The sequence below is a fragment of the Nisaea acidiphila genome, assembly GCF_024662015.1.
Lineage (GTDB): Bacteria > Pseudomonadota > Alphaproteobacteria > Thalassobaculales > Thalassobaculaceae > Nisaea > Nisaea acidiphila.
Window position 1 is genome coordinate 1,834,756 of sequence record NZ_CP102480.1, and the last position, 20,169, is coordinate 1,854,924.

The 20,169-nt window shown below is 64.4% G+C and carries 17 protein-coding genes and 1 other RNA gene; 8 read left to right on the forward strand and 10 right to left on the reverse strand.

Going from position 1 to position 20,169, the window contains the following annotated elements:
• Positions 1–8: 8 nt before the first annotated feature.
• Genes NUH88_RS08435 through NUH88_RS08450 form a run of 4 tightly spaced genes read left to right on the forward strand, consistent with a single transcriptional unit; the run spans position 9 to position 3,325 of the window.
• On the forward strand, positions 9–830 hold the full coding sequence (locus tag NUH88_RS08435; protein WP_257771373.1) for an ABC transporter permease: 822 nt from the start codon (positions 9–11) through the stop codon (positions 828–830).
• Positions 830–1,594, forward strand: coding sequence for an ATP-binding cassette domain-containing protein (locus tag NUH88_RS08440; RefSeq protein ID WP_257771375.1), 765 nt, complete (start codon positions 830–832; stop codon positions 1,592–1,594). The genes NUH88_RS08435 and NUH88_RS08440 overlap by 1 nt, the downstream gene beginning before the upstream one ends.
• On the forward strand, positions 1,578–2,792 hold the full coding sequence (locus NUH88_RS08445; protein ID WP_257771376.1) for an agmatinase family protein: 1,215 nt from the start codon (positions 1,578–1,580) through the stop codon (positions 2,790–2,792). The genes NUH88_RS08440 and NUH88_RS08445 overlap by 17 nt, the downstream gene beginning before the upstream one ends.
• Before the next feature lie 11 nt (positions 2,793–2,803).
• Positions 2,804–3,325: a hypothetical protein gene (locus NUH88_RS08450; protein ID WP_257771378.1), complete on the forward strand. Its 522-nt coding sequence runs from the start codon at positions 2,804–2,806 to the stop codon at positions 3,323–3,325.
• Positions 3,326–3,346: 21 nt separating this feature from the next.
• On the opposite strand, the gene NUH88_RS08455 is transcribed toward NUH88_RS08450, so the two are convergent.
• The 8 genes from NUH88_RS08455 to NUH88_RS08490 form a co-directional block, all read right to left on the reverse strand.
• On the reverse strand, positions 3,347–6,481 hold the full coding sequence (locus NUH88_RS08455) for an efflux RND transporter permease subunit (RefSeq protein WP_257771379.1): 3,135 nt from the start codon (positions 6,479–6,481) through the stop codon (positions 3,347–3,349).
• The gene (locus tag NUH88_RS08460) at positions 6,478–7,599 is read right to left on the reverse strand and encodes an efflux RND transporter periplasmic adaptor subunit (RefSeq protein ID WP_257771381.1); all 1,122 of its coding nucleotides are present in this window, start codon (positions 7,597–7,599) and stop codon (positions 6,478–6,480) included. Before NUH88_RS08460 ends, NUH88_RS08455 begins: the two co-directional genes overlap by 4 nt.
• A gap of 131 nt (positions 7,600–7,730) precedes the next feature.
• The gene (locus tag NUH88_RS08465) at positions 7,731–9,152 is read right to left on the reverse strand and encodes a M20 family metallopeptidase (RefSeq protein WP_257771383.1); all 1,422 of its coding nucleotides are present in this window, start codon (positions 9,150–9,152) and stop codon (positions 7,731–7,733) included.
• Positions 9,153–9,287: 135 nt separating this feature from the next.
• Positions 9,288–10,103, reverse strand: coding sequence for a TIGR00282 family metallophosphoesterase (locus NUH88_RS08470; RefSeq protein ID WP_257771384.1), 816 nt, complete (start codon positions 10,101–10,103; stop codon positions 9,288–9,290).
• A 3-nt stretch (positions 10,104–10,106) separates the two neighbouring features.
• A complete protein-coding gene (locus NUH88_RS08475; protein WP_257771385.1) occupies positions 10,107–10,724 on the reverse strand; it encodes a 5-formyltetrahydrofolate cyclo-ligase in 618 nt (205 codons plus the stop codon).
• A 28-nt stretch (positions 10,725–10,752) separates the two neighbouring features.
• Positions 10,753–10,908: non-coding RNA, 6S RNA (ssrS, locus tag NUH88_RS08480), on the reverse strand.
• Positions 10,909–10,921: 13 nt separating this feature from the next.
• Positions 10,922–11,254, reverse strand: a complete 333-nt coding sequence (locus NUH88_RS08485; protein ID WP_257771386.1) for a cell division protein ZapA — start codon at positions 11,252–11,254, stop codon at positions 10,922–10,924.
• A gap of 4 nt (positions 11,255–11,258) precedes the next feature.
• The gene (locus NUH88_RS08490; protein WP_257771387.1) at positions 11,259–11,480 is read right to left on the reverse strand and encodes a DUF4164 family protein; all 222 of its coding nucleotides are present in this window, start codon (positions 11,478–11,480) and stop codon (positions 11,259–11,261) included.
• A 271-nt stretch (positions 11,481–11,751) separates the two neighbouring features.
• Here NUH88_RS08490 and tkt point away from each other — a divergent pair, with 271 nt between their 5' ends.
• The 4 genes from tkt (at position 11,752) to thiE (ending at position 16,510) form a co-directional block, all read left to right on the forward strand.
• The gene (tkt, locus tag NUH88_RS08495; protein ID WP_257771388.1) at positions 11,752–13,770 is read left to right on the forward strand and encodes a transketolase; all 2,019 of its coding nucleotides are present in this window, start codon (positions 11,752–11,754) and stop codon (positions 13,768–13,770) included.
• 67 nt (positions 13,771–13,837) lie between these two features.
• Positions 13,838–14,845: a type I glyceraldehyde-3-phosphate dehydrogenase gene (gene gap, locus NUH88_RS08500; protein ID WP_257771389.1), complete on the forward strand. Its 1,008-nt coding sequence runs from the start codon at positions 13,838–13,840 to the stop codon at positions 14,843–14,845.
• 24 nt (positions 14,846–14,869) lie between these two features.
• On the forward strand, positions 14,870–15,799 hold the full coding sequence (locus NUH88_RS08505; RefSeq protein ID WP_257771390.1) for a class I fructose-bisphosphate aldolase: 930 nt from the start codon (positions 14,870–14,872) through the stop codon (positions 15,797–15,799).
• 78 nt (positions 15,800–15,877) lie between these two features.
• Entirely contained in the window at positions 15,878–16,510 is a 633-nt protein-coding gene (gene thiE, locus NUH88_RS08510; RefSeq protein ID WP_257771392.1) for a thiamine phosphate synthase, read from the forward strand.
• A gap of 42 nt (positions 16,511–16,552) precedes the next feature.
• Here thiE and NUH88_RS08515 read toward each other — a convergent pair whose 3' ends face one another.
• Both NUH88_RS08515 and NUH88_RS08520 read right to left on the reverse strand, forming a co-directional pair.
• Positions 16,553–18,469, reverse strand: coding sequence for a hypothetical protein (locus tag NUH88_RS08515; RefSeq protein ID WP_257771394.1), 1,917 nt, complete (start codon positions 18,467–18,469; stop codon positions 16,553–16,555).
• A 20-nt stretch (positions 18,470–18,489) separates the two neighbouring features.
• A complete protein-coding gene (locus NUH88_RS08520; protein WP_257771395.1) occupies positions 18,490–20,163 on the reverse strand; it encodes an ATP-binding protein in 1,674 nt (557 codons plus the stop codon).
• Between the last annotated feature and the right edge of the window lie 6 nt (positions 20,164–20,169).

The window sequence follows — 20,169 nt, forward strand, 5'->3', positions numbered from 1 at the left end:
CCCGTCCCATGCGCCTGATCAACCAGAAGGTCTCGCGGCCGGCCGGCCTGTTGCTGGCCGCGATCCCCTTCATTGCGATCATCATCCTCTACGTCTCGGCAAGCGAGATGCGGCTGGCGGAAAATCCGCAGGACAAGCTGCTGCCCTCACTCGCGAGAATGGGGGAGACTTTCTGGCGCATGGCGACGGTCCCGGACCGCCGTTCCGGCGAACTGCTGCTCTGGAAGGATACGGCGGCGAGCCTCTCCCGGCTCGGTGCCGGGGTCGGGATTTCGGCCCTGCTCGCGCTCCTTCTCGGCGTGCCCATCGGCCTGATCCCGAAAGTGCGCGCGGTGCTCTCCTCCTTCATCGCCACCTTTTCCCTGATCCCCCCGATCACCGTGCTGCCGATCCTCTTCATCGCGGCCGGGCTTGGAGAGGTCTCGAAAGTGGCGCTGATCATCATCGGCACCGCCCCGGTGATGATCCGCGCCATCGCCCTCGCCGTCGCGGAACTGCCGGCGGAAATCCTCGTGAAGGCCCAGACGCTCGGCGCCTCGACATGGCAGATCATCCTGCGCGTGGTGCTGCCGCAGATCTGGCCGAAACTCGTCGTGGCGATCCGCCTCGGCCTGGTGCCGGCCTGGATCTTCCTGATCTCCGCCGAAGCCATCGCCTCGACCGAGGGGCTCGGCTACCGGATCTTCCTGGTCCGCCGCTATCTCGCGATGGACGTGATCCTGCCCTATGTCGCCTGGATCACCCTGATCGCCTTCCTGCTCGACCGGACCCTGCTGCAAAGCTCGAAAAAGCTCTTCCGCTGGGCACACCTTTCCGGGGAGTCCTTCTGATGCTCAGCGTGCAGGGCCTTACCAAGAGCTACGGAGACTTGCCCGTTCTGGAGAAGATCGATCTCGAGGTGGAAGAGGGTGCCTTTTGCGCCATCGTCGGCGCGTCCGGCTGCGGCAAGTCGACCTTCCTGCGCCTGCTGCTCGGCCAGGAAGTGCCGAGCAGCGGCGAGATCGCGCTCGACGGCAAGATCCTGCCGCCGGAGCCGACGCCCGAACGCGGGATCGTCTTCCAGCGCTATTCCGTCTTCCCGCATCTGACCGCGCGCGAGAACCTTTTGCTGGCGCACGATTTCGAGGGCAGTCCCTTGCTCGCGCGGGCTTTCGGCACCAGGCGCGCGGATGCGGAAGAGATGGCCGACGCCCTGCTGGAACGCACCGGACTTGCCAATGCCCGCGACCGCTTCCCGGCGCAGCTCTCCGGCGGCATGCAGCAGCGCCTCGCCATCGCCCAGACCCTGATGAAACGGCCGCGGCTCCTGCTTCTGGACGAGCCCTTCGGTGCGCTCGATCCCGGTGTGCGCCTCGAGATGCACGAGCTACTGCTCGAACTCTGGCGCGAGCACGGCATGACGATCTTCATGGTCACCCACGATCTCTCCGAAGCCTTCAAGCTCGGTACCCGCGTGCTGACCTTCGACAAGGTCCGCCACGACCCGCAATTTCCGAATGCCTATGGCGCCACGATCACCTACGACCTGGCCGCCGACGGTTCCGCCTTTCCCGACAACCTACCGAAGGAAGACCCCGATGCTGAGTCAGAGTGACGGACGCAGATCCACACGCCATGCCGGCGCATCGTCCCCGACCCGGAACGACCGGCGCTTTCACCATCCGGATTTTAACAAGCGCGAGATGCAGGGCTGGAAGGCGCTGGAAGCTGAAGCCGAGCTTTCAGCCGACGGCTGGCGCCGGGAGCAGAAATGGGCTCTCGACATGGGTCTGCCGGGCTCGGACAGCCTCACCGACAAGTCGATCCCGACCTTCGCGCGCGGCGAGCTGCCTCATTTTGCTGGCATCAACACCTTCCTGAAGGCCCCTTACGTAGAGAATGTCCGCGACGTGGCGAAATATGACGCGGCCGTCGTCGGCATTCCCTTCGACTCGGGCACCACCTACCGTCCGGGTACGCGCTTCGGCCCGCAGGGCATCCGGCGGATCTCCGCGCTCTACACGCCCTACAATTACGAGATGGGCGTCGATCTGCGCGAACAGATGACGCTCTGCGACGCGGGCGACGTCTTTACCATCCCGGCGAACCTGGAGAAGAGCTTCGACCAGATCACTCGGGGCGTCTCGCATATCTTCTCCTCCGGCGCCCTGCCGATCATGCTCGGCGGCGACCATTCCATCGGCTTCCCTTGTGTGCGCGGCATCGCGCAATGCACTTCCAAGCGGATCGGCATCATCCATTTCGACCGCCATATCGACATCCAGGAGAAGGATCTCGACGAGCGCATGCACACCACGCCCTGGTACTGGGCGACGGAGATGGACAATGTGCCGGCGACCAACCTGGTGCAGCTCGGCATCGGCGGCTGGCAGGTGCCGCGCCCCGGCGTGAAGCAGGCCTTCAAGAAAAACACCAACGTGCTGACGATCAACGATATCGAGCAGCTCGGCATCGAGCGCACGGCCGAGATCGCACTCGAACTCGCCTGGAAGGACGCGGACGCGGTCTATCTTTCCTTCGACATCGACAGCGTGGATTGCGGCTTCGTGCCCGGCACCGGCTGGCCGGAACCGGGCGGCTTCCTGCCGCGCGAGGCCTTGAAGCTGCTCGGGCTCATCGCCGCTGAAGGGATCTGCGGACTTGAGGTCGTGGAAGTCAGCCCGCCCTACGACACCTCGGACATCACCGCCTTGCTCGGCTGCCGGGTCGCAGTCGAGGCGATGGGCTCTCTCGTCGCGCACGGCAAGATGGGCGCCCACAAGGCGATCATCGACAAGCCGGTCTCGTATTGAGGAGAGCGTCCATGCACAAGCATCCGCACGGCCCGCATCACCATCATCATCCTCACGACCACCACCACGAGCATGATCACGGCCACGGGCATAACAGCCCGCCGCCAACCGCCTCCCAATGGCAGACGCCGCACCTGCCGCACGGCGCGCACGATCACGGGCACGGCGAGGAGATCAGCGACGAGTTGAAGGATCTCGATCTGGTCGAGAAGGCCTTCGCGGAGGGCTTCGCGGCGGCGAGCGATCCGACCAGCTTCCTGCGACTTGCGAACATTCCCTTCACCGGCAAGCGCGCGGACGGCACGCGGCTGCACCTGCTTCGCGTGGAACAGCATCAGGGCACCGATATCGGGACGGTGACGCCGCATCTCGGCGGCGGCAGCTTCCGCTACGCCCCGCTCCCGGCACGCATGACCTCGCGGCGGGATAGCCTCGATTTCATCTATCTGGAAGGCGACCGGACGGTGAAACTGTCGCTCGCCGACGCAAAGGCACTGACGCCGGACGAGGAGGAGCCGTCCGGCGGACATTGACGGGGAGAGAGCAATAGCGGGTCACTCCGCCGGCTGCTCGTCCGCTTCCGCGATATCCGGAATGTCACGGGCCTCTTCGAGCTCGCTCTCCAGCTTGCCAGCGGCGTCGGCGCGGGCGGCGGAGAGGCGGGCCAGCACGACATAGAGCACCGGTGTCAGATAGAGCGTGAAGACGGCGGCGAGCCCGAGCCCGCCGAACACGACCCAGCCGATGGCGGCGCGCGCCTCGGCTCCCGGCCCCGAACTCAGGATCAGCGGCAACCCGCCGAGCACGGTCGAGATCATGGTCATCGCGATCGGCCGCAGGCGGACCAGGGCAGCGCGTTCCGCCGCCTGCCGCACGCCGAAGCCGTGATCGCGGAGCTGATCCGCGAACTCGACGACGAGAATGCCGTTTTTCGCCATCAGTCCGATCATCATGACGAGACCGATCTGGCTGTAGATATTTACCGAGGTGCCGGTCAGCATCAGGGCATAAATCGCGGCGGCAATGCCGAACGGCACGGTCAGCACAACGATGGCCGCACTGGTCACGCTCTCGAACTGAGCCACGAGCACGAGGAACACGACGACGATCGCGATCAGATAGGTGATCGCCACCTCGTGCGAGGTCTCGTCCAGGGCTTCCGCTTCGCCGAGGAGGATCAGACTGACATCGTCGGGCAGGATTTCGGCGGCCAGTTCCTCGACCTCGGCGATAGCGTCGCCGAGCGGTTTGCCTGACTTGAGATCTGCGTCGATTTCCACGGCGCGGCGCTGGCGATGGCGGTCGAGTTCTGCCGCGACCCCCTCTTCCTTCAAGGAAACAAGGCTGGAGATCGGGATCAGCTTGCCGCGGTCGGTGCGCACAAAGAGGTTGGTAAGGTCCGTCGGATCGTCGATCGCGCCGCCGATCGCCTCCAGCCGGATCGGGATCGACTCGTCCCGCACATTCAGATCGGCAATCTCCAGCCCGTCGATATTGACCTGCAGCACGTCCGCCAGGTCGTCGAGATCGACGCCGAGATCGGAGGCCCGGCGGCGGTCGATCTTGACCGAGAGCTGCGGCTGCGTCGGCTGGTAGGAGATCCGCACGTCGGAGAGATCGGGAAGCCTGTCCTCGATCGCCCGGGAGAACTGCTTGGCGACCTCGTAGAGGCGCAGATAGTCGGTGCCGGTCAGCGCCACCTCGACGCCGCCGCCGGCGGACCGCAGATTGAGGCTGTTCGGGCTGTAGACCCGGACGCGCATGCCAGGAATCTGGTTCATCTTGCGCCGGATCTCAGACATGATTTGCTGCTGCGAGCGGGAGCGCTGCTCCCAATGCGCGAGCGGCGCGGAGATATAGACCCGGTTCAGGTCCCAGCGCCCGACGATGGTGAAGATCGAGGTGATTTCCCCGCTCTCCACATAGGGCTGGAGGACCGCTTCCATGTAATCCGCCTGTTTGTTGCTGTATTCGAGGCCGACACCGTCCGGGCCGGTTCCCATGATGTAGATCCGGCCGCGATCCTCGGACGGCAGCAGTTCCTGATCCAGCAGCTTGAAGGTCAACCAGGCGCCACCCGCTACTGCGATCGACAAGGCGATGACGATGACCGGCCCGGCGAGCGCCGCCTTCAAGGTCGCGCCGTAAATCCGCGCCAGCCGATCACCGAACCGGCCCAGAAGCGTGCGCAGTCCGAGCCGATCCTTGCCGCCCTCGGCAAGCCGGGCCGAGAGCGCCGGCACGAGCGTCAACGCAACGAAGGACGAGATCAGCACCGCGATGGCCAGTACGAAGCCGAATTCGCGGAAGAGGCGACCCGCCGTGCTCGGCAGGAAGGAGATCGGCACGAAGACGGAAATCAGCGTCGCCGTCGTCGCGATGACCGCGAAGAACACCTGGCGGGTGCCGAGCACCGCCGCCGCCCGGCCTCCGAGTCCCTGCCCGCGGCGGCGCTGGATGTTCTCCAGCACGACAATGCTGTCGTCGACGATCAGGCCGGTCGCGAGCACGAGCGCCAGCAGGGTCAGAATGTTGATCGAGAAACCGAGCGCCCAGATCGCGGCGACGGAACCGATCAGCGCGACCGGGATCGAGACACAGGGCACGAGTGTCGCGCTCGGCGAGCCGAGGAAGATCCAGAGCGTCACGATGACGATCAGAACCGCGAGCAGGAGACTGAACAGCACTTCGGAGACCGAGCCCTCGATGAAGAGCGCGTCGTCGGAGGTCACGATCACCTCGATCCGCTCGGACCGCTTGTTGAGGCCGGCGACCGCCTTGTGGACCTTCTCGGAGATCTCGATGGTGTTGGACTGGGCCTGGCGGATGATGCCGAGGCCGATCACCTCCTCGCCATTGACCCGAACGAGACTCTCCGGATCCTCCGGCCCGAAGAAAACCTGCGCCACGTCGCCGATCCGCACCGCGCCGCGGATGATGATGTCCTCGACCTCCTTGGCGGATTCCACCGTGGCGTTGGCGCGTACCAGCAATTCCTGGTCAAGCGAGGCGAAGCTGCCGGCCGGAATATCGAACGGCGCCTTCTCCAGCACCGAGATGACATCGGCGACGGAGAGGGCAAAAGCGCTGAGCCGCATCGGATCGAGAACCACCCTGAGCAGGCGCTCGCGGTCGCCGTATTGCGTGACGTCCGCGACGCCGTTGATAGAGATCAGCTCCGGAATGACGTCGGTCTCGACGATGTGGGTCAGCGTGTCTTCCGTCAGCCCGTGACCGAACACGGCGAGCTGAAGAATTGGGCTCGCGTCGGCGTCCGCCTTGATCACGGTAAGCTGCTCGACATTATCGGGCAGTTCCCGTTCGACACGGCTGACCGCCTCGCGAATATCGGAAGCGGCGACGTCGAGATCGGCCGACGGGCTGAACTCCGCATGCAGGCGGAAATTGTTCTCCTCGCTGGAAGAGCGGATGCGCTGCACGCCGTTGACGCGGGCGACCGCGCCCTCGACCAGGCTGGTCACCTCGCTGTCCATGGTCTCCGGCGAAGCGCCGTTGAGGATGCCGCGCACGGAAACGATAGGCCGGTCGACATTCGGCAGCTCTCGGACTTCCACTGCGAGGATCGCGGCCACGCCCGCAAGCGCGATCAGCAAGTTGAGAACCAGCGCCAGCCAGGGGCGGCGGACGCTGAGCGACGGCAGGTCGTTCTCGGAGCCGCTGCTCATCATGACGTGGTCGCTTCCTGCTCTGCCTTGATCGGCGGCTGCGCCGGACCGTTGCCGGGCAGGATCTCGACCTTGGTCCCCTCACGCATGCGGTGCAGCCCGTGGGTCACCACCTTGTCGCCTTCCGCGAACTCCGCATCGAGCAACACGGTGGCTTCCTGGCGCTGGACGATGGAGACCGGCAGCCGGCGCGCGGTACCGCCGCTGACCGCCCACACGAAGGAGCCGTCTCCGCCCCACTGAATGGCGACTTCCGGGACGCTGGCCCGGGTCTCGCCCTCGACATCGAGCGTCACGCGGAAGCTCATACCGGGGCGCAGTCGGTCGTCCGGATTGGGGATCCGCGCCCGCACGACGAAAGTCCGCGTCGCCTCGTCGATCCGGCTGTCGATATCGTAGATCGAGCCGCCCTCGATCGGCGCAGTATCCCCGGTCCAGAGCGCCAGCTTGACCGGGCTTCCGACACCAATCCGCCCCAGCATCCCTTCCGGCACCTCGAACCGGACCAGCAGGCTCGAACGGTCGTCCAATACGGCAATCTCGGTCCCCGTATCGACCCGGTCGCCGACCTCGATATCGGTCATGCCGATCCGGCCGGAGAAGGGGGCAAGCAGGAAACGGTCTTCCAGCGCGAGCTGCGCGCGCTCCAGTTCGATCTTCGCAGCGTCGACCGCGGTCACGGCGTCGTCCAGCGCCGCCTGCGTCGAGGCGCCGCTCTTGCGGAGCTTGGTCAGCCGTTCGGCGACCCGTTGCGCCGCTTCCAGCCGGACCCTGGCGAGTTCCACCGCGAGCGTCTCGGTCTTGTGATCGAGTTCGAGCAGAACCTGACCCTGGGAGACATTGCCGTCGGTCCTGAGCGCGGTCGCAATGACGCGTCCGTCGGCCACCGGATGCAGCCGCGCGGACTGGTAAGCCCGCGCAGTACCGACGGCCTCTGTACGGAGCCGTTCCCTGACGAAGCTCACATCGGCCACGACCACCGCCGCCGGGCTTTTCTTACCGCCGCCGCTCTTGCCGCCGGCCTCCTCCCCGAACCCGAGAAGCGGCCCGAGATAGACCCAGCCTCCGGCGAGGACGATTGCGGCGAGGGCCACGACAAAAAGCTGACGCACGATACTCATCGGCAGGCCCCATACAGACTTCAGCTGATTTTAGAACGCGGGAAAAAGAGTAATCCGTCGCAATAAAAAGTCTATCAGCGGAAAAAACGATTCCTGCCAGTGAAATCTGTGCGTCCGCCCTGTTCTGACGTTTACTCCGGACGCGGCTGGATCGGCGGCTGCACGTCGTCCGGGATCGGGCATCGATATGGTGTCCTAGCAGTCCTTGCCGCGTGATCCGCCTTGGCCGCCGCCATCAACCCTTCGTCCCGGATCAGGTCGACGGCGGTGCCCGCCATCACTTTCGCCGCGTAGATCATTCCCTTGTGCGCGGCGGGGGCCATGCCCTGGGCCGTCATCTGCCAGGAATGGCCAGGCGTGCCGATCGCCTGGGTCGCGACCCGCGCCTCGATCGTCGGCACGACCCAGCTCACGTCGGACACATCGGTCGAGCCCGGCATCGAAACGCCTTTGCACTCGAGCGGCACAATGAAGTCACAGAGCGGCGTATCCTCTTTTTCCTCCACTCCGGCCTTTCGGTATTCGTTGGCGATGTCCTGATCGGTCAGGGTCGCCTGAATCTCCGACGCGTATTTCCGGTCATCCGCATCGAACGGCACAGCCCCCAACCGTTGCATGTTCTCGAACATCGTCTGCTCCAAGGGAGTGTTCGCGAGCATGTTGGAGACCGCGCTGACGATCTTCCAGGTCATCTTGGTCTCGGTCATCAGCGCCGCGCCCTCGGCGACCTTCTTCACCCGTTCGACCAATTCCTGCATCCCCGCGAGATCGCGCGCCCGCACGGCGTGCCGCACCTTGGCGAAGCCTTGCACCACGTTCGGCGCTACACCGCCGCCGTCGAGCATCGCATAATGGATTCGGGCGTCGGACGGCATGTGCTCGCGCATGTAGTTGACGCCGATATTCATCAGCTCCACCGCGTCGAGCGCGGAGCGGCCGAGATGCGGCGCGCTGGAGGCATGGCTGGAACGGCCATGGAAAGAGAAGTCGATGCGCGTGTTGGCAAGCGAGTTGGCGAGCCCGACGCGGGTGACGCCGGCCGGGTGCCAAGTCACCGCCGCGTCCACGTCGTCGAAGGCGCCGGCGCGGACCATAAAGCCTTTCGCCGCGCCGCCCTCTTCGGCCGGGCAACCGTAGTACCGCACACGTCCCGGAGTGCCGGTTTTCTCAAGCCAGTCCTTGAGGCCCGCGGCGGCAAGCAGCGCAGCGGAGCCGAGCAGGTTGTGACCGCAGCCATGTCCGTGTCCGCCGGGCTCGACTTCCTTCGGCTCCGCGATGTTGGCGACCTGGCTGAGACCGGGCAACGCGTCATACTCGCCCAGCACCGCGATCACCGGACCTCCTTCGCCCGCCTCGCCCATGATCGCGGTCGGAATGCCGCCGACATCCTCGGTGATATTGAAGCCATACTGCTCCAGCATCTTCCGGTGCTCCTCGACGGAACGGTATTCGGTGTAGGCGATCTCGGGCATGCCCCAGATCCGGTCCGCGAGCCCGATGAAATCCTCACGGTGCCCGTCGACAAGTTCCCAGATCATTTCGGCATTAGACATGGCGCTCTCTCCTGGACGCGGTATCAGGCCGGGCGCGGGAAAGGCGGGAAGTGATGTTCCGGAGGCCGCGCCGGGCCGATTAGGAAGGACGGGAACGATGCGCCGCGGCCGGAGAGGGGTCAAGCAGCCGGAGTGTCAGCAATCCGGCTGCGTTTCGGAAAGAAGCCCCCCGAGGCGGACCGGCTCGGCATGCGTCGCGAGACCGGTCGCATCGTCGCTGATGACCAGAAGTCCGGAGACCGTCGCCGGGCCGTCCGCCGCTTCGAGACGCGGCCGCGCGGTCTTGGAGAGGAAACGTTCGACCGGGGCTTCCTTGTTCATGCCGATGACGCTGTCATAGGCGCCGCACATGCCGGCATCGGTCATGTAGGCGGTGCCGCCCGGCAGCACCATGTGATCCGCCGTCGGGACGTGCGTGTGGGTGCCGACCACCGCACTCGCGCGTCCGTCCAGGAAATGACCCAGGGCGAGCTTCTCGGACGTCGCCTCGCCATGCATGTCGATGAAGATGAAGTCGGCGCCGTAACCGAGCGGGCATTCCTCGACGATCTTCTCCGCCGCCCGGAACGGGCAGTCGCTGGTATCCATGAAGAGACGGAGGATCACGTTGGCGACCAGTACATGCCGGCCGTCCCGCGTCGGGTAAAGCCCACTGCCCTTGCCGTTGGTCTCGGGCGGAAAGTTCGCCGGGCGCAGCAGGCGCGGTTCGGCATCGAAATAGGTCAGGATCTCACGCTTGTCGAAGGCGTGGTTGCCGGTTGTGATGACATCCGCTCCGGCATCGAACAGGGCTTCGGCGATGTCCGGCGTGATCCCGAAACCGCCGGCGGCGTTCTCGCCGTTCACGATGGCGAAATCGACCGAGAGCCGCTCGCGCAGCTCCGGAAGCCGGTCGTGCACGGCCTCGCGGCCCGCCCGTCCGACGACATCGCCGAGAAAGAGAACGCGCATCGGTCAGGCCTTTCCGAATTCTGTGAAACCGGCCTCGGTCAGCAGGGCATCCAGCCGCTGATCCGTCGCCTCGCGGGGGACCGCATCGACGCGCTGCGCCTCATAGGCGATGCCGATCGCCCGGACCGGCCCCCCGGCCCGCAGCTTCTCCAGAGTGCGGTCATAAAAACCGCCGCCATAGCCGAGCCGGTAGCCCGCATCGTCGAAGGCCAGCATCGGCACAAGCAGCATCGTCGGATCGAGTTCCGGCGCGCCGATATCCGGCACCAGGCCGCCGAGACCGGCTTTCACCAGCGGCGCCCCCGGTCCCCAGAGCCGGAAGCTGAGCGGCGCGGCCTTGCGCGCCACGACCGGCAGGACGATCCGGTGGCCCCGCGCGTGAAGCGCATGCATCAGCGGCCGCGGATCGATCTCCGTACGGAACGGCCAATAGGCGGCCACGACGGACGCTTCGGGCAGGCCGGCACTTTCAAAGAAGAGATTACGGATCGCATCGCCGGCAGAGACCCCGAGCACGGCGTGAGCTTCTTGGCGGCGCAACTCGATCCGCTGCCTGAGGGCAGCTTTCACGCTCTCGATGCCGTTCGGCGATGTCTCGGAAGTGGACGCGGTTTCCGGCAAGGGCCGTCTTTCGTCTGGAATAAATCAGAACGGCGCCACGACGACCGTTGGCCGTAGTAATCCTCTGTGGCCTGCAAAGCAGGTGGGCGCCGCGTACCGGAACCAGGGTCCCGGCAGAGACAGCTCCCGAAGGATCGTTTATAGCCCCAGGGATTGTGAGGCCTGACGCATCGCGCAGCTACCGTCCGCAGACATATCTAGGCGCGTTCAAGCTGGTCTGCAATGCTCTCGATCCGCCCGGCCATCGCGTCGAGGGCGGCAGCGATCTTCTCCTCGCTCTCGCCGAGTGGCGCGCCACCGCCTTCAGCCGCGACCTCCCCCTCGATTTCGCGAAGATCGACAAGCTCGTCCGCGATCAGCAGCGACGCCATGACGAGCAGGCGCGTATCGCCGATCTGGCCGATCTGCTCGACCAGATCCTTGATGTGGGAATCCACCATGGACGCGAGGCTGGCGATGCGGCTTTCCTGCCCGTCCTCGCAAGCAATTCGGTAGTTCTTGCCATTTATATTGATCTCGACCTGAGCCACCGGCTTATCCTTCCAGCACGAATTTCAGACGGCCGATGGTCTTGTCCAGCTTCTCGCTGACCTCGTCGGTCACCTTCGAGAGCTCCGCATATTCTTTTTTTGCGGCATCAAGTTCAGCCTGCAGTTCGGAAGAGCTGGAGCTCAGTTCGAGAGCTTTGTGCGCGGCAGAGTCGAGCCGTTCGATCGCGGCTTCGAGACGGGCGGCGGCAGCATCGAGTCGGGACATCCGGTCCTGTCCTTGATTATGCGTGTTCACGGGCGTCCCGCGCCCGGCCGCGCAAGCATACAAACTGCAATATCAAGGCGTCAACGCGCGGCCTTGAGAGAGTGCTTCATCCGCAGTCAACTCCGGAGTTGACTGCGCTGGGGCAGGACGGCATTTTCACCCCGCCTTTTCCGGGGCCCTGACGGCAATCCGCGCCCGCCCCGCTCATCAGATGCGGCCTCCCGTCCGGTGCGGTTCCGGGCAAGGGCGCCGCCGAACACGATTGACGCTCATGAACACGACATCTCCTGCTGCAAGCGACGGTCCGGGAAGCGCCGTTTCGCACGACATGCTCGCGAATGCGATCCGCGCACTCTCGATGGACGCGGTGGAAAAGGCCAAGTCCGGCCATCCCGGCATGCCGATGGGCATGGCCGACGTCGCGACCGTGCTGTTCTCCGAGTTCCTGAACTACGATCCGAAGGCTCCCGACTGGGCGGACCGCGACCGCTTCATCCTGTCGGCCGGCCACGGCTCGATGCTGATCTACTCGCTGCTGCATCTGACCGGCTATGACGATGTCACGCTGGAGGAGATCAAGAACTTCCGCCAGCTGAACTCGAAGACCCCGGGCCATCCGGAATACGGCCACACGGCCGGTGTCGAGACCACGACCGGCCCGCTCGGCCAGGGCTTCGCCAATGCCGTCGGCATGGCGCTCGCCGAGCGCATGACCAATGCCCGCTTCGGCGACGACCTGGTCGATCACTATACCTATGTGATCGCCGGCGATGGCTGCCTGATGGAAGGGATCAGCCACGAGGCCGCTTCCATGGCCGGCCATCTGAAGCTCGGCAAATTGGTGGTGCTGTTCGACGATAACGGCATCTCCATCGACGGCTCGACAGATCTCTCCGTTTCCGACGATCAGCTGATGCGCTTCGAGGCCTATGGCTGGCACACCAGCCGGGTCGACGGCCACGATCCGGAAGCGATCTCCGCCGCTATCGAGGCCGCCAAGTCCGACGACCGCCCCTCCCTGATCGCCTGCCGCACCAAGATCGGTTTCGGCGCGCCGACCAAGGAAGGCAAGTCCTCCTCCCACGGCGCCCCGCTCGGCACCGACGAGATCGCCGGCGCCCGCGAAAATCTCGGCTGGAGCGCCGCGCCCTTCGAGATCCCGGCGGACGTGCTGGACGCCTGGCGCGCCATCGGCGCCGAGCGGGCCGGTGCCCATGTCGCCTGGACCGCGCGCTACGATGCGACGGAGGCCGCGACCCGTGGCGCCTTCGATGCCGCCATGTCCGGCAAGCTGCCGGCCGGCGCCGAGAAAGCGATCAAGGAGCTGATCGCGAAGCACGCGGAAGAGAAGCCGAAGCTCGCCACCCGCGTCGCCTCGCAGAAGGCACTGGAAGCGCTGCAGCCGGCGATCCCGGAACTGGTCGGCGGCTCCGCCGACCTGACCGGTTCGAACAACACCAAGGTCGGCGGTCAGGACGCCGTTCAGGCCGGAAACTATGGCGGCCACTACATCTATTATGGCGTGCGCGAGCACGCGATGGCCGCGGCGATGAACGGCATGGCGCTGCATGGCGGGCTGATCCCCTATGGCGGCACCTTCCTCGTCTTCACCGACTATTGCCGTCCCTCGATCCGACTCTCGGCTCTGATGGGGCTGCGCGTGATCTACGTGATGACGCACGATTCCATCGGCCTCGGCGAGGACGGCCCGACGCACCAGCCGGTCGAACATGTCGCCGCACTGCGCGCGATCCCGAATCTCAACGTGTTCCGCCCGGCGGACGCCATCGAGACGGCGGAATGCTGGCTCGCGGCGCTTGAGGACGAGCATCGCCCGTCGATCCTCGCGCTGACCCGCCAGGGTCTGCCGACGGTGCGCGACGGCGACACGTCCGAGAACCTTTCCGCCAAGGGCGGCTACGTGCTGGCCGAGGCCTCCGGCGACCGCAAGGCGACAATCCTCGCCACCGGCTCCGAGGTCGAGATCGCGCTCGCCGCGAAGGAAGCCCTCGAGAAGGACGGCATCGCCACCGCCGTGGTCTCCATGCCCTCGATCGAGCGCTTCGCGGCCCAGGACGCCGCCTACCGCGCATCCGTGCTCGGCTCCGGCAGCGTTATGGTCGCGGTCGAGGCCGGCATCCGGCAGAGCTGGGACGGGCTGATCGGGCTCGACGGCATATTCGTCGGCATGAACTCATTCGGCGCGTCCGCGCCATACGGCGACCTCTACAAGCATTTCGGCATCACCAGCGATGCCATTGTGGCCGAGGTCAAAAAGCGTCTGGGATAATCCCACCATCGCCGCCCCCCGTCGGGGCGGCGTTTTTGTACGAGCGTGAAAGTCAGGAGGAAATCTGATGAGTGTCAATGTTGCCATCAACGGGTTCGGACGGATCGGCCGTCTGGTTCTGAGGGCACTCGCGGAGAGCGGTCGCGACGATATCAAGGTCGTCGCCATCAACGATCTGGGACCGGTCGCGACGAACGCGCATCTCTTGAAATGGGACAGCAACCACGGCCGCTTCCCGTTCGACGTGAAGGTCGATGGCGACACCATCGACTACGGCAAAGGCCCGATCAAGGTGACCGCGGAGCGCGACCCGGCGAACCTGCCGCACGCCGATCTCGGCGTGGACATCGTGCTTGAGTGCACCGGCATCTTCACCAAGAAGGAAGACGCGGCGAAGCACATCACGGCCGGCGCCAAGCGCGTCATCATCTCCGCTCCGGGCACGGGCGTGGACCTCACCGTCGTCTACGGTGTGAACCACGACCAGATCACCGCCGAGCACACCGTGATTTCGAACGCCTCCTGCACCACCAACTGCCTCGCGCCGGTTGCCTACGTGCTGAACGAGGCTATCGGTATCGAGCGCGGCTACATGACCACGATCCATGCCTACACGGGCGACCAGCCGACGCTGGACACCATGCACAAGGATCTCTACCGGGCCCGCGCCGCGGCGTCCTCGATGATCCCGACCACCACCGGCGCCGCCAAGGCCGTCGGCCTCGTGCTGCCGGAACTGGCCGGAAAGCTGGACGGCACCTCGGTGCGCGTGCCGATGGCCAATGTCAGCCTGATCGACCTGAAGTTCGTGCCGAAGCGCGAGACCACGGCCGAGGAAGTCAACGCAGCCATCGTCAAGGCCGCCAACGGCAAGCTGAAGGGCATCCTCGGCGTCAATGACGAGCCGCTGGTCTCGATCGACTTCAACCACAACCAGAACAGCTCCACCTTCGACCTGCTGCAGACCCAGGTGGTCGAGGGCAAGCTGGTCCGCGTGATGAGCTGGTACGACAACGAATGGGGCTTCTCTAACCGCATGCTGGACACCACCGCAGCGGTCGCGGCGACGCTCTAACAGACACAGGGAAGGACAACGGCGATGAAAATCACCCAGCGCGTCAAACGCATCCTCGACGGTTACGAAAGCGATTGCCCGGGTACCAAGGCGAACCTCGCCCGCATCCTGATGCAGGGCAAGCTCGGCGGCACCGGCAAGCTCGTGATCCTGCCGGTCGACCAGGGCTTCGAGCACGGTCCGGCCCGCAGCTTCGCGCCGAACCCGGACGCCTACGATCCGCACTATCACTTCAAGCTGGCGATCGATGCGGGTCTCTCGGCCTATGCCGCTCCGCTCGGCATGATCGAGGCCGGTGCCGACACCTTCGCGGGCCAGATCCCGACGATCCTGAAGGTGAACAGCTCCAACAGCCTCGCCCGCGACAAGGAAGGCCCGAGCCAGGCGCTGACCGGTTCGGTGCAGGAAGCGGTCCGTCTCGGTTGCTCCGCCATCGGTTTCACCATCTATCCGGGCTCCGACAACGCCTTCGAGATGATGGGGCAGATCCGCGAGATGACCGAGGAAGCCAAGGCCTACGGCCTCGCGGTCGTGGTCTGGTCCTACCCGCGCGGCGGCGATCTCACCAAGAAGGGCGAGACCGCGGTCGATATCTGCGCCTATGCCGCCCACATGGCCGCCCTGCTCGGCGCCCATATCATCAAGGTGAAGCCGCCGACCGAGCATCTTGAGCTCGAGGCCGCGAAGAAGTCCTACGAGGCCAACAAGATCGCCATCGGCACGCTGGCCGAGCGCATCGAACATGTCGTGAAGTCCTGCTTCAACGGCCGCCGCATCGTCGTCTTCTCGGGCGGCGAGGCGAAGGATCTCGACGGTCTCTATAACGAGATCCGCGGTCTGCGCGACGGCGGTGCCAACGGCTCGATCATCGGCCGCAACACCTTCCAGCGTCCGCGCGAGGACGCGCTGGCGATGCTCAACACGATCATCGACATCTACAAGGGCAAGGCGTAAATCTTCGTCCTGCCATTGGGTTTGAGGGGGCGCCCGCCCATATGAGCGGGCGCCCTTCGCATTTCTAGAGACGAGACCATGTCCAAGCAAAGCTGCGAGCTCTACCTCATCACACCGCCGAAGATCGATCCCGACGCCTTCGCCGAGGATCTCGCGGCAGCCCTAGATGCCGGCCCCGTGGCCTGCCTGCAGCTCCGCCTGAAAGAGGTCTCCGACGACGAGATCAAGCGCGCGGCGGAGGCCTTGCTGCCGGTCTGCCACGAACGCGGCGTGCCGCTGCTGATGAACGACCGCCCCGATCTCGCGCTGCTGACGGGCTGCGACGGGGCACATGTCGGCCAGCAGGACACGCCCTACGAGGAGGCGCGCCGCACCCTCGGCGACGAGGCGATGATCGGCGTCACCTGCCACAACTCGATCCATCTCGCGATGGAAGCGGCCGAGGCCGGCGCCGACTATGTCGCCTTCGGCGCCTTCTATCCGACCGAGACCAAGGAAATCATCCACCACGCCGAAATCGAGACCCTAGAGACCTGGGCCTCCTTCTCGACCGTGCCCTGCGTCGCCATCGGCGGGATCAACCACGATAATGCGAAGCCGCTGATCGAGGCGGGCGCGGACTTCCTTTGCGTGATCACGGCGGTTTGGAAGCATCCGGAGGGTCCGGCGGCGGCGGTGAAGGCGTTCAACGCGTTGATGGCCAGCACCTAAAGCTATCTAAGGTTTCGGATCGAAGGCGCGGTAAGTTTACTCCTATTGTCTACCCAGATCGCTGTGTTCGATCGCGCCGTGTCCCTGGCCAAGATCGTAGATGGTCTTGCTTTTTCGGACGAGTTTCCCGCGATCCTTTTTGTTCGCCTTCGCCCGTCGCTCCTCTTGCCCCCGCTTGGAATCCGCCCGAGTGATGACGTTGAGTTCAGCTGACCACGCAGGATCCCGCGTGTGATTGTCCAGATAAGCGATCATCCGTTCGAACGTGGAGCGCCGGCGCATCAGTTCGGCCTTTGGAAAAGCCGTTTCATCTCCCGGCAGTCGCTGCAGTACATTGATGGCGGCCAGCGAAGCGAATGCCTCACTGTCTCGCGGATGCTTGTGCAAGACGGCCTCCGCAGTGACGCGCGACCAGTCCGGCCGCTTATCGGCAAGGAAGGCAGCGAATTCCATCGTCATCGCAAGCGTAATCCAGGAATCTGCGAAGTCCGGACGATCGACCGTCGCAGATAGGCTCTCTACCGTCCGGTCGACCGCCGGGCCGCCCTCGTTGCGTGAGATCAGCAGCAGGATTTCATCATAGAGTCTGCGACCTCTGCCATTCATCCTCTCGATGCGCTGGCAGAGTTCCACATAGTTCCGATCCGCTTCGCGCTCAGCCGACGCAGCCTGAGCCGCGCGGGCATATTCACGAAGCAGCGTGAGCCTCTGGAACGCATCCCTCCCTAACCGATCGACCTGGACCAACATTTCGTCCGGTGAAATCTCCTCCGAGAGGAATGCAAAAGAATCCGTCACAAGATCCGCCGCTTCCCGGAAGCGCCCGGAATAATACATCGCCTGCGCGGACTTCAATGAAAGCTCAAGGCTTCTTTTGTCGTCGGCGGGCTTTGCATTGAACGCCGCCAGTTCAGCCGAATCATATCTCAGGATGTCGTGAGCGCGCTTGACGAGCGCCTCCATCATGCTGGTTGCTCCAACCTTAAATGCAACGCTGGAAAGGTCGAGGAGCAATTCCGCCGCGTAGTCTGCACGGAGCCGATTGCCGTCGATAAATGACGCCACTCGGCGAATCTCCCGCAGAGCATCGTCCAGATGTCCCTCATCGCCACTCGCGAGAAAGGCGGCGCTTTCGAGGAGGACGCGTTCTCGCGCCAGAATGACGTTATATTTCGCATAACGCCGCTCCGCTGTCGGCGCGCTGTGTTCGACGATAATACGTCGCGCCTCTCTGAAATCATCGAGACGGGTGTTGAGCCTGATCCACAATCCGAGGTCGTGGAGATGAGATTTCGCGATTTCCTCGGGCTCCAGCAGCGAAATTCCGTTCGCAAAAAGCTGTCGACTCTCCGCAAGGCGGGATGGCTGCAGAATGGGCTCCGACGGAAGCAAATACCCTTCGGCCGCCTTCTCGCTGTAAAACGGCTCGGCTAGCAAACGGGCAAGCTCTATCCGAGCCTTTGCCAGTTCATCCGATTCCCAATCGGTGCGCTCAAGCGATTCAATCGCTTCACGGTAAAGGCTCTCGGCCAGTTCCTTGTCGACATGGCGAAAATGCCACGCCTTTGCGGCTTTCATTTGCCCGACATGGAAGTCGGAGCCGGCCGCCCCGGCGATGGCAATGGCGTCATCGAGAAACTCCGGGATGATCGCTGCGTTGCCATTCAGCCTCAGCGCCGAGACCGCTTCGAGGTATCTGGACATCTGAGTGTCGAGATCCTCATGTGCCCGCGAGACCGCGACCATCTTTCGAAGCGCATCCGCCGCCTGTTCGCGGCCTTTGCCAAAGGAAAAACCTCCCAACATTTTCCAGATTTCGATCTGCTTGGCGGGGTCGGCCTCGCTGATATGCATGCGGACGGTCGGCACATCGTCAGAACCACGTCCGGCGCCGGTCGTGCGGCAGGCCGTCAGCGCAAGAACCATCAGGACTGGGAAGATTGCGACCCGCAAATTCATCGATGTCTCCTCCGTCCGGCTCAGTCGTAGCTGAATTGCTTGACCGTCACGCTCGAGTTGCTCCCGGGAGCGCCGAAACTCTTCTCCGTGGTCACCGTCGGCTTCTTACGCGCCGCATCACCGCTCTTGTCGGACGGTTTCTTCGTGACCACGCCGTCCCAGAAATTCAGGTCGTCGCGCCAGTCAAATCCCGGCAGGTTCTGCTCCATCCACGTGATCTGCGCCGTGACTCTCGGCTCAAGCTCAACGAACGGCTCGTAGAGCTCGCCCGAGCCGCCTGTCTTCAGTTTCAGTGCGGAAATCATGCGCTCCAGGCTGGAGACATCCCGGTCGGCCGGGGGAACGGACAGGTAGCGCTGCGCCGCCAGCGCTGGAAACGGCATGTTGCCCATGTGCTCATAAAGCGCGATATGTTCGAACATGGAAACGATCATCGCAATCCCTGCGTCCGAACGGAGCCGGCGTGGATGATTGATCTGCTGGGCCGAGCTGAACATGAAGCCGAGCTGCTGCGGCGTCAGACCCTCGACCATGATCCTGCTCACACCGCCTTCGAGAGGCGTGCGGGTCTTCGTGACCGCATCGATCGCTGCCGCCGCACGGTGGAAGGCTTCCCGCGCGCCCTCTTCGCGGGAAATCACGGCATCGGCGCGCGTATAGCCATAATAGAGCAGGAGCCGCATGCCGCTCGTCTTGAGCGCCACGACGTCCAGTTCGTGCAAGTCCTCAGGCCGCGGCTGGTCGGCAATGAAGTCAAGGGCACCTGAATAGATCTCCCGGGAGGCCTCCGGCATCCCGGCGAAGAACAGGAAAGACCCGATCTTCATCGCGGCTCTGGCGTGATCGTCAAAGCGCTTCCAATTCTTCGACCGGGCGCGCTTGCCCTCGGCATCCGCCTGCAGCACCACGAAGCCGCGGCGGAGGGCATCCTCTGCCGCGCGGCGCGCTCCGAGCGCGTGCGCCATCTTTCCGAGCTCGAGGTAACTGCCGGATTTTTGCAGCGCCAGCGACTTCTTTCCGTCGACCTCCACAGCGGCCAGCTTCAATTCGCTTGCGATCCCATAAAGATATGCCTCGTCGCCGGAGAGCTGGTATCTCGCGGAGCGGACCTGCAATCGCGCCCTCAGCAAGGTCATGGAGAGGTCGTTCCTCTCGTCGTCCATGGTCAGGCTCGGGTCGGTTACGCCGTCGATCATTCCGGCGATTTGCTCCGCTTCCTCCCACTTTCCGGCCGCGGCTTTTGCCCGGATGCGCAGCACCCGCCCCGCGACATTGATCCATTTCTCGCCGCTGGCGACAATGGCCGCATCGGCTTCGTCGGCAAGCCGCTCCGCCTCTTCGAGATTCTTGGAATAGAGCAGCTGCGCCAGACTGAACTGGCTGTACGCGCGCTTCACCTTCGCACGGTCGGCATCGCCGGCCCCGTCGTAAGCCTCGATGGCTTCCCTATAGAGCCGGATCGCGCGATCTGGATTCCGGTCTTTCTCGAATTGTCCCATCACCGATTTCACACGGCCTACTTCGGCCGGGGACCCGATGGCCGTGCCGGCCCTATCCTCCGCCTTCCGCAACGCCTCATTCAGGAAGACCAGAGCCTGCTCCGGGTGACCATAGACGTCGAGCGTGATAGCGATTTCGACCCGCTTCTCGATCTCGTCCGAAGGCGATTTGTAAGCGTCGATGACTTCAAGCACCTGGCG

Excerpts from the sequence above, each read along its gene's own strand:
- gap (WP_257771389.1), top strand. The coding sequence starts at position 13,838 with ATGAGTGTCAATGTTGCCATCAACGGGTTCGGACGGATCGGCCGTCTG.
- NUH88_RS08455 (WP_257771379.1), bottom strand. The coding sequence starts at position 6,481 with ATGATGAGCAGCGGCTCCGAGAACGACCTGCCGTCGCTCAGCGTCCGC.
- tkt (WP_257771388.1), top strand. The coding sequence starts at position 11,752 with ATGAACACGACATCTCCTGCTGCAAGCGACGGTCCGGGAAGCGCCGTT.
- NUH88_RS08465 (WP_257771383.1), bottom strand. The coding sequence starts at position 9,152 with ATGTCTAATGCCGAAATGATCTGGGAACTTGTCGACGGGCACCGTGAG.
- NUH88_RS08515 (WP_257771394.1), bottom strand. The coding sequence starts at position 18,469 with ATGAATTTGCGGGTCGCAATCTTCCCAGTCCTGATGGTTCTTGCGCTG.
- NUH88_RS08445 (WP_257771376.1), top strand. The coding sequence starts at position 1,578 with ATGCTGAGTCAGAGTGACGGACGCAGATCCACACGCCATGCCGGCGCA.
- NUH88_RS08460 (WP_257771381.1), bottom strand. The coding sequence starts at position 7,599 with ATGAGTATCGTGCGTCAGCTTTTTGTCGTGGCCCTCGCCGCAATCGTC.
- NUH88_RS08435 (WP_257771373.1), top strand. The coding sequence starts at position 9 with ATGCGCCTGATCAACCAGAAGGTCTCGCGGCCGGCCGGCCTGTTGCTG.
- NUH88_RS08450 (WP_257771378.1), top strand. The coding sequence starts at position 2,804 with ATGCACAAGCATCCGCACGGCCCGCATCACCATCATCATCCTCACGAC.
- thiE (WP_257771392.1), top strand. The coding sequence starts at position 15,878 with ATGTCCAAGCAAAGCTGCGAGCTCTACCTCATCACACCGCCGAAGATC.
- NUH88_RS08505 (WP_257771390.1), top strand. The coding sequence starts at position 14,870 with ATGAAAATCACCCAGCGCGTCAAACGCATCCTCGACGGTTACGAAAGC.
- NUH88_RS08490 (WP_257771387.1), bottom strand. The coding sequence starts at position 11,480 with ATGTCCCGACTCGATGCTGCCGCCGCCCGTCTCGAAGCCGCGATCGAA.
- NUH88_RS08440 (WP_257771375.1), top strand. The coding sequence starts at position 830 with ATGCTCAGCGTGCAGGGCCTTACCAAGAGCTACGGAGACTTGCCCGTT.
- NUH88_RS08470 (WP_257771384.1), bottom strand. The coding sequence starts at position 10,103 with ATGCGCGTTCTCTTTCTCGGCGATGTCGTCGGACGGGCGGGCCGCGAG.